The following is a 14,123-nucleotide window of genomic DNA, read 5'->3' as shown; positions in this document are numbered from 1 at the left end:
ACTGCCTCCCAACAAAAAAGCAGAAAAATTTGCGGCTTAATAACATACTTAATTGAAAGAAATGTTTTAAGGAAAGGATTATACTCATGAAAAGAAGAACTTTTCTGAAAAGTGCAGCATCATTTTCCGCCGCAGCGGGGTTTGGCTCGCTTTGGCCTTCGGGGGCTTCGGCCGGTGAAAAGCAAAGGCCTAACGTACTTCTCATTGTCTGCGACGACCTCAACGACTACGTTCAGGGGATGGGGGGCCATCCGCAAGCAAAAACACCGAACATAGAGAAGCTCGCAAAATCGGGCACGCTCTTCAAAAGGGCATACAGCAACAATCCGGTATGCGCTCCCTCCCGCGCGAGCTTTCTAACAGGGATATATCCGCAATCATCAAAGAACCTTTTCTTCAATAAGTGGTTCAAAAACCCCGTGCTGAAAAATTCTAAGTCTCTGATGAAATACTTCAGCGAAAACGGCTACAAAACAGCCGGCTCTGGCAAGCTTATGCACCACTGCCGTCCGAATGAATGGAACCAGCACAAGTACCACCCCGATTACGGGCCGTTCGTTTTTGACGGGGAAAACAGGATTGCTCATCCTTCCGTCCCCGAGCCCTACAGCGAGATAGGAGCGGTTGACGGCTCATACGCCCCGCTCAGCGATGATCCTTTCCCTAAGGATAAATCGGGCGAAAAGGGCTGGATTTACGGCTACCCTTGGGGCGAAAACAAGAAGATGGAATACGAAGACTCCGAACACAGAGACCCAACGCCGGACGAAAGAAATGCAGACTGGGCTGCCGGCAAGATAAGGGAGTTTGAGAAATCAAAAGACAGCCGCCCGTTTATGCTGGGCGTAGGCTTTGTTCGCCCGCATACGCCTTTCCACGTTCCGAAGAAATACTTCGATATGTTTCCAGTGGAGGATGTGAAGGTGCCTATGATAAAGCTGGGCGATAAAGAAGACACCCACTACCTCGACGTTTACGATGATGACCAGAAAGGCCCAAGGTATTTCAAAACGCTCGGAGAATCATATTCAAGCATTGAAGAGGGGCTCAGGCACTTCACGCAGGGCTATCTTGCGAGCGTAGCCGCTGTGGATGACTGCATCGGCAAAGTTTTGAATGCCCTTGAGGCCAGCTCGTTAAGGGATAATACAATCGTCGTGATGACCAGCGACCATGGCTGGAATATGGGCGAGAAGGATTATCTTTTCAAAAATTCGCTTTGGGAAGAAAGCACGCGCGTTCCTCTGATTGTGCGGGCTCCCGGGCTTACCAAACCCGGCACAAGGGCAGAACATCCTGTATCGCTGATTGATATATACCCTACCCTCAAAGATCTCTGCGGGCTCAAAGGAGACACACGCAAAAATTCCAAAGGTGCAAAGCTCGATGGATTCAGCATGAAGCCGTTCCTTGAGAATCCGAAATCTATGCATTGGGACGGCCCAGAGGCGGCTATTTCAATGATCTATGCTGGCAGGGAAACAGGCAGCGATCCAATGAAGCAGAACTGGTCTGTTCGAACTGTCAACTACCGCTATATTGTGTATCGCAACGGAGCTGAGGAGCTATACGACCACAGGAACGACCCATACGAATGGCATAACCTCGCCGAGCTCTCCTCAAGCGAACCAATTTTGAATTCACTGGGCAGAAAGCTCGCCAGTATGCTCGGGGGAGTGCCAGAAGGCCTGAAGAAAGCGAGCCGAGGGTAATTTCAGGCGGATTTTGTATCCGCGGGTTTGCTGCTTTGTGATTTTGATTGAGAGCTGGAAGTTTTTTCGCTTTTTGCGGAATCCTTCCCGCTCTTTTTCTCTGATTTCTTTTCGGCAGCCTTTTTCTCGCCTTCCTTATAGCTCTCGGAGCGGTAATCGGTTTCGTAGAAGCCTGAGCCTTTGAAGATTGCTCCGGCGCCTGTGCCGATAAGCCTTTTGAGCGTCATCTTCCCGCACTCTGGGCACTTCCTGAGAGGCGAGGCGGTTATCTGCTGAAACTTCTCAAACTCATACCCGCATTCAGCGCACCTGTAATCATACGTCGGCATCGTTTTTATCCTCCTCGCTCTGGTTGTTATCATTTTCCTGTGAGGCGTCTTTCTCGGAGCCTGCCTGCTCCGGATTTTCCTGCTCCTGCCCGGCCGGCTGTTGCTGAGTCTGCGGCTGCTTTTGAAGCTTATTAACTGCCACCATTGCCGGACGAACAACTTTATCCTTAATACGGTAGCCTTTTTGTATCTCCTCAAGCACTACGCCGTCTTCTCTGTCTTCAAGGCTCTGATTCACAACAGCCCTGTGTACAGACGGGTCGAATTGCTCGCCCTTCGCTGCAATCTGTTCAAGCCCCTGAGTTTTCAGTATCTCCAGCAGGTTCGCATACACCATCTCAACACCTTCAACAACGCCTTCTACATTCTCGCTGTTTTCAGAGTGCTTTATGGCATGCTCAAAATTATCCAGCCCGGGCAGAAGAGCCTTTATAAAAGACTCTACCTTGTAGTTCACCTCGTCCTGAATCATCTTCGGAACGCGCTTTTGATAGTTGGCGTAGTCTGCTCTGAGCCTCTGGAACTTTTCTTCAAGCTCGTTATACTCCTTCTGGAGCTTTTCAATCTTTTCTTTTTTACTGAGCTTTTTTTGTTCCTTCTCGCTGTGCTTATCAGCCTTTTTCTCTTCAGCCTTAGCGTTTATATCCTGAGCCTTGTTCTGCTCTTGGTTTTGAGTGTTTTTGTTTTTTTCTTCTGTCATTTTTTATTCCCGAAATAATCTTTCAACTTTTTGAAAAAATTATCCCTCTCAGGAGACACATGCTTATCTTCAGTTTGTGCAAAATCATTAAGCAGCTGCTCCTGTTTTGGTTTCAGTTTTTTGGGTATTTCCACAGTTACTCGAACGAGTTCATCGCCCTTTCTCGAGCTCCTGAGATCGGGCATACCCTGCCCTTTTATTCTAAATACATCCCCATACTGCGTTCCGGCAGGTATAGTAAGCTGTTTTCTGCCTTCAAGGCTTGGAACATCAATCTTCGCACCTAGCGCCGCTTGAGTAAAGCTCACCGGCACTACGGCTATCAGATCGTTTCCGTCCCTAACGAGGAACGGGTGCTTCTTTATGTCAACATAGCAGTACAGATCGCCGTTAGGGCCTCCGTTCACTCCCGGTTCACCTTCACCGGCCACCCTGACCGCCTGTCCTTCATGTATTCCGGCAGGAATCTTAACAGTAACCTTCCTCTTAACGGGCATCCTGCCGCTGCCTTTACATTTACTGCAAGGGTTGGATATTACTTTGCCTGTGCCTTTACAGTTTGGGCAGGTTGAAATAGTTTGGAAAAAGCCGCCCATTCGTGTTGTGCTAACCTGTCCGTTTCCGCCGCAGGTTGGACAGGTTTTCGGGTTTGTTCCGGGTTCGCAGCCGCTCCCGCCGCATTTATCGCACTTATCCTGACGGGTAAAGTCTATCGTTCTCTTGCTTTCTTTGGACGCTTCTTCAAGGGTAAGCTCCACACTTGTTTCAAGGTCGAGCCCTTTACGCGGGGCATTTGGGTTTGCTCTTCTCCCGAAACCTCCGCCGAAACCGCTGCTGAAGCCGCCTCCGAATATATCGCCGAAAATATCACCGAAGTTCGAGAATATATCATCAACGTTCATATTCGAATAATCATGAACGCCTGAACCCCTCAGCCCTTCATGACCGAACTGGTCGTATTTCTTTCGTTTCTCGGGATTGCTGAGAACCTCGTATGCCTCAGCGCACTCCTTGAATTTCTCCTCAGCCTCTTTATCGCCCTTATTCTTATCAGGGTGATACTTAACTGCGAGCTTTCTGTAAGCCTTTTTTATCTCATCTGCGCTTGCGTCTTTGCTGACGCCCAGTATTTCGTAATAATCTCTTTTTGTCATAACTTCTGCCCGTTGTTTTTAATTCGCAGCCCGACTCAAGGGCCGAGCTCAAGCTCTAATTTCCGCCTCGCCTGTTTACAAAAGAAACCCGCGTGCCTTGCCAAGCCCTGAGACACGGGCAACTCCGAACAACTCGGAAAAGCTGCGTTTATGAAAAAACCGCAGGGCAAAACTCAAATAATTTCCGAGCTAAAGGCCCTGCGGTCTGGCTGATTCAATATCTTTTAGTGAACAGAACCCGGTATATCAGCTTCGTCTTCCTTCTGCTCGTAATCGGTAATCATAACGTTTGTTGTAAGCATCAGGCCTGCAACAGACGCTGCATTCTGAAGGGCGATTCGAGATACCTTTGCCGGGTCTATAATACCTGCCTGAATCATATCTACGAATTCACCTGTAGCAGCGTTGTAGCCCTTGCCTCCGGTCATCTCGAGCATCTGCTCGGCAACAACATCACCGTCGCCGCCGCCGTTTTTCACAATCTGAATCGCCGGGGCTTTTAATGCATTTATCATTATATCAAAGCCGAGCTTCTCGTCGCCGCGAACCTTGTTTCTCGCTTCGCTAACGCTCTTGATTGCACGGAGGAAAATAACTCCGCCTCCGGCAACAATACCTTCTTCGCTTGCTGCCCTTGTAGCGCAGAGGGCATCGTCAAGCAGGTCTTTGCGTTCCTTCATTTCCACTTCCGTAGCAGCGCCGGCCTTGATAACCGCCACACCGCCGGTAAGTTTTGCAAGACGTTCCTGAAGCTTTTCCTGATCATAGCTGCTGGTTGATTTTTCCAGCATCGCCCTGATCTGCTCACAGCGTGCCTTGATGTCTTTCTTTTTGCCTTCGCCTTCGATTATAGTTGTAGTTTCCTTGCCCACAACCACTTTCCTTGCCTTGCCGAGCTGAGAAAGCTCCACAGACTCAAGCTTTACGCCGAGGTCTTCCGTGATAACCTCACCGCCGGTAAGCACTGCAATATCTTCCAGCATTGCTTTTCTGCGGTCTCCAAAGCCTGGAGCCTTTACAGCCGCAATCTTAAGAACGCCCTGAAGGCGGTTTATAACAAGAGCTGTCAGCGCCTCGCCTTCGATATTCTCAGATATTATAAGCAGCGGCTTGCCAGACTGAGAAACCTTTTCCAGAAGCGGGACAATCTCTTTTACGTTAGTAATCTTCTTCTCGTACAAAAGCACGTAGGCATCTTCAAGCTGCGCTTCGAGAGATTCGGTGTTGGTCATAAAGTATGGAGACAGATAACCGCGGTCGAACTGCATACCTTCGACAACGCTAACCTCTGTCTGCATTGCCTTGCCTTCTTCTACCTCAATCACGCCCTCTTTGCCAACCTTGTCCATAGCATCGGCAATCATCTCGCCTACTTCTTTGTTGTTGTTGGCGCTGATTGATGCGACCTTGGCTATGTCTTCGTGGCCGCGGACTTTCTTGGAGCTCTGCTCGATAAACTCAACAGCCGCTTCAGCAGCCTTGTTTATCCCCCGCTGAACTGCCACAGGATTCGCTCCGGCAGTTACGTGCTTGATGCCTTCTGAGAAGATAGCTTCAGCGAGAACTGTAGCAGTGGTAGTACCGTCGCCTACATTATCGCTGGTTTTATTGGCCACCTCATTAACCATCTTGGTGCCCATATTCATGAACGGGTCTTCAAGCTCGATTTCTTTGCTCACAGACACGCCGTCTTTTGTTACCTTCGGGGCTCCGAAGCTCTTTGAAAGGAGCACATTCTTACCAGTTGGCCCCATCGTTACTTTCACTGCAGATGCAAGGGTTTGAAGCCCTTCAAGAAGCTGCTTTCTCGCATCTGTATCGTACATCATTTGTTTTGCCATTTTATATCCTCCGGCCGGCTAAGGCCATTAAGTCAGTGTCAATGAATTACTCAATTACGCCCAGAATATCGCTTTCGTGCATAATCTTGTACTCTTTGCCGTCAACCTTGAAATCGGTGCCGGCGAAGCGGCCGAAAGCCACAAGATCACCAACTTTTACGCTCATTTCAGCAGTTTCGCCGTTCTTGAGCATTTTACCCTCGCCTACGGCAGTAACCTTGCCCATAAGGGGTTTTTCTTTTGCTGTATCCGGGAGAATAATCCCGCCCTGTGTTACTTCTTCAGCCTCTGAAGGCTCAATCACTACTCTGTCACTGAGAGGTTTTATTTTCATTTTTCTATCTCCTGTATAATATTTGGCAGACAGTTAGTATTGTCAAAAAATTCTATAAGCTAATCGGGAGCAGGGACTACATCATTCCCATACCGGGCATACCGCCCATTCCTCCCATGCCGCCCATGCCGCCCATGCCGGGCATACCGCCCATACCGCCCATGCCGCCGGACGGATCCATTCCAGCGCCTGCGCCGGAATCTTCATCAGGGCTCTGTGTTACAACGCAGTCTGTTGTCATCAACAGGCCTGCAACGCTTGCACTGTTTTCAAGGGCAATCCTCGTAACCTTTACCGGATCAATCACACCAGCCTCAATGAGGTCTTCGTATTTTCCGGTGTTTGCGTTATATCCATAGCCCTCTTCGCCTTCCAAAACGTTATTAACAACGAGATTAGCAACAGCACCAGCATTTTCTGCAATGCAGTGGCAGGGCATTTTAAGAGCATTGGCAACAGCATTCGCTCCGGTTTTTTCATCACCTTTGAGCTTGAGCTTCTTCACGGCATCCATGCAGCGAACAAAGGCAACGCCTCCGCCTGCTACAATACCTTCTTCAAGTGCCGCTCTTGTTGCGTGAAGGGCGTCTTCGATTCTTGCCTTCTTTTCCTTCATCTCGGCTTCGCTGCCGGCGCCAACGTTAATCTGAGCAACTCCGCCGGTTAGCTTGGCCATTCTTTCCTGAAGCTTCTCACGATCGTAATCGCTTGTTGTGGCTTCGATCTCGCTCTTAATCATATTTATGCGGGCCTCGATATCGCTTTCAGCCCCAGCACCTTCAACGATTACTGTACTGTCGTTATCAACAACTATTTTCTTGGCCTGTCCGAGCTGTGCAAGCTGAAGGCTGTCGAGCTCAACGCCCAAGTCCTTCATCACAGCCTCTCCGCCAGTGCAGGCAGCAATATCTTCGAGCATTGCCTTCCTGCGGTCGCCGTAGCCGGGAGCCTTAACAGCGCACACATCAACCACGCCTCTCATCTTGTTTACCACGAGAGTTGCAAGGGCCTCGCCCTCAACATCTTCTGCAATGATAAGAAGAGGCCTTTTTGTCTTGGCAACCTCTTCAAGGAGAGGAACAATCTTCTGCACATTGCTGATTTTGTCCTCATAGATAAGTACGTAAGGCTTTGACATCTCGCAAAGCATACTGTCGTTGTTGGTGGCAAAATGCGGGGATAAAAAGCCCCGGTCAAACTGCATACCTTCTACGTAATCGACTGAGGTTTCAAGGCCTTTGCCCTCTTCCACAGTAATCACTCCGTCCTTGCCAACCTTCGTAAATGCCTCGGCCATCTGCTTGCCGATCTCTTTATCGTTGTTAGCAGAGATTGAAGCGATGCTCACAATATCCTTCTTGCTCTCAATGTTTACAGGCTTTGAGATCTTAGCAAGCTGCTTTACAGCAGCATCAACGGCCTTCTTAATGCCCCTGTTCATTGCCATAGGGTCTGCGCCAGCTGCAAGATTCCTGTAGGCCTCTTTGAAGATGGCCTCAGCAAGTACTGTAGCAGTGGTTGTGCCGTCGCCTGCTTTTTTGTTTGTTTTGCTCGCAGCTTCCTTAACAAGCGAAGCGGCCATATTCTCATTCTTATCGAACAGCTCGATCTCTTCTGCTACCGTAACCCCGTCTTTGGTTACAGTCGGGCTTCCCCAGCCCTTGTCTATGATTGCGCAGCGTCCCCGCGGCCCGAGTGTTGATTTAACGGCCGCCGAGAGCTTTTCAACACCGCTAAGCAGCGATGCTCTCGCATCGGTTTCGAAGGAAAGTTCTTTTTTTGCCATATTTTACTGCTCCTGTAATATCGATTTTTACAATTTACGGATTACTATTCAAGCAACTATAATGCCAGCATATTCAGAAACCTCAGTGCAATGGCAGAATATTTACTGTAAAGTCTTGCTAATAAAGGTTTTAAACTGTTAAGGAAGGTATGGTTTGCTGCCGGCTAATTCTATTTGCCCGCCTGCTTATTAAAGGGGAAATGTCAAATTGACAGACTACTCTCCTGCTTGGTCAGTTTGAGGGGAGTTATTCCCTACTGCGGAGCTTCGATCCTTCTTTTCCTGAAGGCCGGAGATAATCATCTCTGAAGCATTGCTGTTTGCTATTGCCGTGATAACTGGCCTGTATTCGCTGAACACAAGGCCTCTGTCCATCCTGAGATTTATCAATGCCTCCCCGTGCAGAAGCTCAATCCCTCTGTTAATCATAGTTTCAAGCTCGAGCACAGTACCCCGACCCGGCTCGAGTGCAAGTTTTGAATCCTGAAAGATGCACATTATCGTTCCGTCATCCTCCCGCATAACATTCAGCACCACCTCACCGGGTTTGGCGCCTTCATCTGCCACAGATTTATGCATCTGCTCGGGCACTTCCACAGGATAGTTCTCAGAAGCGATAAACTGCCCGAGGAAAAGCAGGAAGATAATAAGAATAAAGATAATATCAATGATAGCGGTAATATTAAATTCTAAATATCCCGCAGCATTTCTCAGCTTTTCGAGAAGCATTAATAGATATCCTCTATCTTATCAAGCACTGTTTCCGCCTCCACAGCGGCCTCACTCGCCATTGCTTCAAGTTTATTTCTCAGATAGCCGTAGATAAAGAGCGAAGGAATAGCCACAAACAGCCCCCAGAACGTGGTTACAAGAGCAACCGAAATACCGCCCGCAAGCTGTGAGGCATCCGGCTGGCCGCCCGCCTCAACAATCGTGTTAAACGACTTAATCATACCAAAAACTGTACCGAAAAGACCAACCATAGGAGAGATGTTACCAGTAAGGTTCAGCCTTTCAACCTTTCTCAAAATCTCAAGCGTTCTCTCCTGAAGCACATCAGAAATCATCTGCTGAAGGCCCATATACCCAACTTCCTTGGTTTTTACGAGGTTGAACGCCCTTGAAAGCGAATAACTGAGCAAGTCATCCTGTTTTGCTGCGGCGCTTTTAATCACCTCTTTATCTCCCTTCTCCGCAATTTTCTTGAGCTGTTCGGTATTTTCCTGCGGCAGAAGTATTTTCCTGCTGGTTTTGATGCTCAAATCAATGGCCTGATAGCACGAATAGAAAGAAAGAGGCATAAGTACAAACCATACAATCGGCCCGCCCTCTATAACAAACTGCCTCAAGAATGAAACGCCCTCATCGTAATCGCCTTCCAGAACGGCGCTTTCATCCAGCGAAGACTCCTCACCTTGAGCCTGAAGCTGAGCCGAGAGGCCAATAAGTACGAAAAGGCTTATTACAAGCAGCCAAAGTCTTGTCCAGTTCTTGTTCATTTTCAATTTAATTTACTCCCTCAGAATAAAGTGTAAACTTACCGCCGCTGTTCTCGGCCATACGCCTGAGCATAGCAGCGTCTTTACTGTTAGTTCTAAAACCGATTGTATGTATCTTTACAGCCGGCGCATATTCTTTCCTGTACCGCTCAACTTCCATCGAGAAGCCGGCATAATCGAATCCGTCTGTAAGGAAATATATCACTCCGGCGTGATCGCCGATGCTGTCTTTGTATTCTATAGCCTTCTTAACAGCTTCCATGGCATCCGGTCCGCCCATAGGCATAGGAATAGATTCCACCATCTGAAGGCCTGTTTGCTTGCCTTTATCACTCGCCCTGATGAGCTTTCCCTGCTCAAGCTCTAAAATGTCCGAACCTCTGAAAACTATAATCGCAAAGAAATTATCCTGCTTGAGATTTGTTATGGCCTCATTGAGCCTCTGTTTAACCTCACCGAAAAATCCGAGCATACTCCCCGAGCAGTCAACTACAAAACATACCTTCCTAGCGCTGGCTACGTTTCCGAAAAATTCAATCCTGTTGGATTTTGTGGCGGGCCGTTCTTCAGTTGCCTGAGGCACTCCTGCGATCTGTCCGCTGAGCCTCGGCCCTGAAACACGGTATGTGCCCTGTTTTCTGAGCCCTCCGCCGGCTTCTCCGCCTCCGCCGCCTTCACCTGCGCCGGTTGCGGAGCCTTCACCGCTTCCTTCACCGCCTGCGCCGGTTCCTTCACCGGCCTGGCCTTGCCCTTGGCCGCTTTCGCCGCCGCCCTGGCCAGTTCCAGAGCCTTCGCTGCCCCCGGCACCGCCGCCCTCACCGGCTGCTGCGCCGCCAAGACCTCCGGCACCGCCTGCGCCGCTTGCTCCGCCTTGACCTCCGGCACCTCCGCCGGGGCCGCCTTCACCGCCCGCACCTTCAGGGCTGCCCCCTGAAATCCCGAGCACAGAGCTTAGGCTGCCTGCTCCGGACAGGCTCGCTACTCCCTCGCTGCGCATATTTACATCAACATCAAACTGACCTGAACCGAAGCCTGCGCTGCTGTAGCCCGAACGCTTTACTGAAGGGGTATCTACAATAAAATCTCCCGAGCTGAAAAAATCCAGCTCTCGAACCGCTACCACAGCAGGGTTGTTCAAAAGCTCCTTGAAGCCGCCTCTTGAGAACTGTATCAAGGCAAATGTGCCCAGAAGCACAACGTGCACAAACACAGTGAGGGCAAGGGCGATATAATCTATTTTTTTCTGTTCAATTACCATCAAGTAAAAAATGTACTCATAAAATTAGTAAAGCGATAGATTATAATCCCTGTTAAGGTTATTGAAACAAAAAAAAGCATTAGAATTCGGTTTCAAATCCGTAAACACCCGCAGCAGTTTTTTGAATAAATCAATTTATAATCTGTACATGAGATTCGCCCGGCATCATAAGGTCGTAAACCTCTACAACATCCTCGTTGGAGAGCCTTATACAGCCTCGACTGCTCTTCTGCCCAATGCTTTCCGGCTCGCTTGTCCCGTGAATAGCAAATCCAGTTCTGCCCTTTGCCTCCCCGGAGATGCCCTTAAGAGCTATCCATCTCTTTCCAAGAGGGTAGTCCGGATCCATAGCGTCATAAGTCCTGCCGGAGTCCGGGTCTGTCCAAGTTGGCGAAACCATCTTGCCGCCCGGTTTTACAACCCACATCCCTGTCGGTGTGGCGTGTTCTTCTCTGCCTATTCCTATTGGGTAGGATTTTACGTAGAGATTATCAAGGTATAGATCCATATTGTAGGTGCTCTTGTTGACTATCAAATTGAAAGGCCCTTTAACCACCTTGATATCCTCGCCGGCACGAAGCTGCTCTGGCCTGAGCATATCGTTTATCTTCAATAGAAATTCCCAAGGCACATTATACTCATCACCTATTCGGCTTAGCATATCGCCTCTCTCTACGGTGTAATAATGGCAGTGCGGATCGCCCTTGAGTACCTCCTCGCTGAAAAGCCAGCTCTCCGAGAGCTTCTCGAGCATATCCTTCAGCGCACGTCTCTCAAGAGAATCGGGATACCTGCTGAGCGTGTTGTTGAGCATATCTCTGGCCTCTATAACCTTTTCTGAGCGAACAAGCGAACGTGCCTGTGAGATTTTGTCGCTGATTATGTCAGACTCATCGGAATATCCCTCTGAATACTCAGAATCTGAGGGCTCCTCTTTGCCGATCGTATCACTGTAGGCTGAATCCTTTTCTTTGCTCTCTGATGTATCCGCAGGGGCTTGCTCGTGCTCTTCTTTTTCTGTATAGCCGGCCTCTTCGCCTTTGGTTAAAGGCATCTCACGTTCAGCACGGGCTTGCTCTTCAATCTGCTGCTCAGCCTCGCCTACAAGATAACGGGGAGCCTGCTCTGATTGTTCGGATTGTTCGGAGCCTTCTTCAAATTCTGCGGGTTCTTCTGTGGAAACCTGCTGTTCAGCCTCGCTTGCAGTTTCAGCCGGATCGGATTGTTCTCCCAGTTCAGCTGTTTGAGAAGATTCGGGGCTCTCTGTTTCCTCTGCCTTGTTGAGAGCCTTGAAAGCAAAGAATATCCCCGCCGCAATGATTACTGCTATAACTGCAAAAATAAATGTGTTCTTTTTCTTCTGCCTTGAACTGTAAGGCACATAGCCCTTCCTTGCCATTGTCAATCCTTTGTCTTATGGACGTGTTAATATTCTCTTTTCTGTTATTATAGTGTCTGCCGGAATATCTCTATCCCCCGCTGCGGTCTGCTCAAGAAGCTGAACCTCAAAGCAAACCCCGCAACGAAGCGTTTGGAGCCTTGCAGTACTGAGGAAACGGTCGTAGTAGCCCCCGCCTTTTCCGAGCCTTCTGCATTGAATATCGAAGGCCAGACCGGGCAGGAGAATTAAATCAAACCGCTCCGGGGAAACCTCAGTGCGTTCTTCCGGCACTCTTATTCCAAATTTATCTTTTTTAATGCAGTTTTCAAGCGAATTAAGCCGAACAGCACGCATTTTTCCCCGCTCCGCCTGAACTTCAGGGACAGCTGCGGTTTTTCCCTGCTTTATCGCATCGGCGAGAAGGCTGTCCAGATTAACCTCTTTGCCGTAAGCCAGATACCCCATCACAGTCCTTGCCTGCCTGTATAAGCTGAGCTGCTCAATCCGACTGCAAATCTCAAGCGATTTGGCCTGCACCTGTGCCGGCGTAAGCTTTGATAAAGCCTCTTTAATCGCGGCCCTCTGCTCAGCCTTTTTCTTTTTCAGCTCTGAATACAAACGAAATTGTCCTGAATTTGTTTCATTTCTTTACCTTGCATATATATTCTAAGCCGCCAGCGATAAATATAAATCACAAAATAAAAATCTTTCCCGCTCTGCCCCCAGATTTTTCTCAGCGAGTTGATGCTCCGCAAAAATCCTGCCAAAAATTGCCATTGAAAATTAGCGGGTATTAGCTGTGAGTAAATCCTCAGAGAATCTCAGCACTGCTGAGCGGCTAATCAAGGTCATCAAATTTTTCTGTTCCAAGAGGTTGATATTTGTGGCGGTATTCTTTCGGAGTAAGGCCTACGTAATCTTTGAAATACTTGGAGATATGGTTTGAGTCAGGGAAGTTCAGCATATATGCGATTTCGGTAACTGGGAGTGTAGTTTCCAGAAGCAGAGTAGTGATCGCCTTAACTCTTGCCCTTTTAATGCATTTATGTACCGATTTGCCCAGTGCGTTCATAAATTTTCTATGCAGATACTGCCTTGAACAGCAGGAAAAATCGCAAACTTCCTGCACCAGAATCGGACGGTCGGAATTGAGCCTTATAAACCGAAGCGCCGCCGCTACGTCTCTGTCTTCCACTGCCACAAAATCAGTTGACTGGCGAATCACAACTTCTCTCGGCTTCACACGAATCATCCTTGGCGGAATTTTTCTGGTTTCTGTAATCTTATCAATAAGCTCTGCTGCCTCATAGCCTGCGCTGTCTGTATCGAGATCTATGCTTGAAAGAGTGGGTGATGTAAAATCGCATACAAGATCGTCGTTATCCACCGCCACTACAGATATATCATCCGGCACATCCAGCTCGGCTTTTTTGCATGCACTTATCAAATCTGCTCCGCAGTTGTCGTTGCAGGCCATAATCCCTGTGGGTATTGGAAGAGTTTTCAGCCAGTCAGCTATTTTCTCCAGAGATTTGGTGGTTATTCCGGTGCTCTTGGGCTGTTTATAGTATAAATATTTTAGCGGCCGTTTTTCAGCAGGCAAGCTCTTCTCGAAGCAGCTTCGCCTTTCATCAGCCCATACAACACCTTTATAACCGATATAAGCAAAGTTTATATTTCCCATGGTGCGAAGGTGCTCGTAAGCAGCCCTGCTTACAGTAACAGGGTCTGTGGTGATTGTGTATTTATCTTCGATCTGGGAATTGTAAACATATGAATGCACAATGGGTTTATTTAGCTTTTTAACTTTATCCAGACAGGTAAGCTCTACCATAATTATGCCTTGAGCATCATCTGCAGCCTCCATAACGCATTCTTCAAACTGCTTTCTATTCAAATAAAGCGAGTTTTCAGAGTCTATTACAGTAAACTCCAGATAATCTTTCTTTTTCCCGTATTGTACAATGCCTCTCAAGAGCTCGCGGCCGTTGCTCTTTGTCCTGTTGATAACTAAGAGTATTTTCTTTTTTCTGCGCATAGACCTTCTGCAGGCTGTAAAAATCACAAATCTATCTCAATCCTAAGTGAATTATAACTTTTCAGCCGATGTTTACAAATCCGAAGCTGAA

13 protein-coding genes are annotated in these 14,123 nt (G+C 48.3%); 1 reads left to right on the top strand and 12 read right to left on the bottom strand.

Annotated features, from left to right (window positions below; genetic code table 11):
• The first annotated feature begins 86 nt into the window (after window positions 1–86).
• Window positions 87–1,712, top strand: coding sequence for a sulfatase (locus STSP1_RS09785; RefSeq protein ID WP_085756164.1), 1,626 nt, complete (start codon window positions 87–89; stop codon window positions 1,710–1,712).
• Between the two features lie 2 nt (window positions 1,713–1,714).
• Here the strand turns inward: STSP1_RS09785 and STSP1_RS09780 are convergent, their stop codons facing one another.
• The 12 genes from STSP1_RS09780 to STSP1_RS09725 form a co-directional block, all read right to left on the bottom strand.
• Window positions 1,715–2,041 carry an FmdB family zinc ribbon protein gene (locus STSP1_RS09780; RefSeq protein WP_085756163.1) on the bottom strand — a complete coding sequence of 109 codons (327 nt, stop codon included), beginning with the start codon at window positions 2,039–2,041 and terminating at the stop codon, window positions 1,715–1,717.
• Window positions 2,028–2,741, bottom strand: coding sequence for a nucleotide exchange factor GrpE (gene grpE / locus STSP1_RS09775; protein WP_085756162.1), 714 nt, complete (start codon window positions 2,739–2,741; stop codon window positions 2,028–2,030). The genes STSP1_RS09780 and grpE overlap by 14 nt, the downstream gene beginning before the upstream one ends.
• Window positions 2,738–3,895, bottom strand: a complete 1,158-nt coding sequence (gene dnaJ / locus STSP1_RS09770; protein WP_085756161.1) for a molecular chaperone DnaJ — start codon at window positions 3,893–3,895, stop codon at window positions 2,738–2,740. Before dnaJ ends, grpE begins: the two co-directional genes overlap by 4 nt.
• A 224-nt stretch (window positions 3,896–4,119) precedes the next feature.
• Window positions 4,120–5,736: a chaperonin GroEL gene (gene groL, locus STSP1_RS09765; RefSeq protein ID WP_085756160.1), complete on the bottom strand. Its 1,617-nt coding sequence runs from the start codon at window positions 5,734–5,736 to the stop codon at window positions 4,120–4,122.
• Window positions 5,737–5,782: 46 nt separating this feature from the next.
• A complete protein-coding gene (gene groES / locus STSP1_RS09760; RefSeq protein ID WP_085756159.1) occupies window positions 5,783–6,070 on the bottom strand; it encodes a co-chaperone GroES in 288 nt (95 codons plus the stop codon).
• A 76-nt stretch (window positions 6,071–6,146) separates the two neighbouring features.
• Window positions 6,147–7,856 carry a chaperonin GroEL gene (gene groL, locus STSP1_RS09755; protein ID WP_085756158.1) on the bottom strand — a complete coding sequence of 570 codons (1,710 nt, stop codon included), beginning with the start codon at window positions 7,854–7,856 and terminating at the stop codon, window positions 6,147–6,149.
• A gap of 216 nt (window positions 7,857–8,072) precedes the next feature.
• On the bottom strand, window positions 8,073–8,585 hold the full coding sequence (locus STSP1_RS09750) for a biopolymer transporter ExbD (RefSeq protein ID WP_085756157.1): 513 nt from the start codon (window positions 8,583–8,585) through the stop codon (window positions 8,073–8,075).
• Window positions 8,585–9,355, bottom strand: coding sequence for a MotA/TolQ/ExbB proton channel family protein (locus STSP1_RS09745; RefSeq protein ID WP_226997530.1), 771 nt, complete (start codon window positions 9,353–9,355; stop codon window positions 8,585–8,587). The genes STSP1_RS09750 and STSP1_RS09745 overlap by 1 nt, the downstream gene beginning before the upstream one ends.
• A 7-nt stretch (window positions 9,356–9,362) precedes the next feature.
• Window positions 9,363–10,613, bottom strand: a complete 1,251-nt coding sequence (locus STSP1_RS12760; protein WP_085756155.1) for a vWA domain-containing protein — start codon at window positions 10,611–10,613, stop codon at window positions 9,363–9,365.
• A gap of 130 nt (window positions 10,614–10,743) precedes the next feature.
• Window positions 10,744–12,012, bottom strand: coding sequence for a L,D-transpeptidase family protein (locus STSP1_RS09735; RefSeq protein ID WP_085756154.1), 1,269 nt, complete (start codon window positions 12,010–12,012; stop codon window positions 10,744–10,746).
• Window positions 12,013–12,027: 15 nt separating this feature from the next.
• On the bottom strand, window positions 12,028–12,612 hold the full coding sequence (locus tag STSP1_RS09730; protein ID WP_085756153.1) for a 5-formyltetrahydrofolate cyclo-ligase: 585 nt from the start codon (window positions 12,610–12,612) through the stop codon (window positions 12,028–12,030).
• 220 nt (window positions 12,613–12,832) lie between these two features.
• Window positions 12,833–14,032, bottom strand: coding sequence for a DNA-binding transcriptional regulator (locus STSP1_RS09725; protein WP_085756152.1), 1,200 nt, complete (start codon window positions 14,030–14,032; stop codon window positions 12,833–12,835).
• Window positions 14,033–14,123: the final 91 nt, after the last annotated feature.

Origin of the sequence: Sedimentisphaera salicampi (assembly GCF_002117005.1) — a bacterium.
GTDB classification, from domain to species: domain Bacteria; phylum Planctomycetota; class Phycisphaerae; order Sedimentisphaerales; family Sedimentisphaeraceae; genus Sedimentisphaera; species Sedimentisphaera salicampi.
The sequence above is the reverse complement of the archived record's forward strand: the minus strand, read 5'-3'. Positions and strand labels throughout refer to the sequence as shown.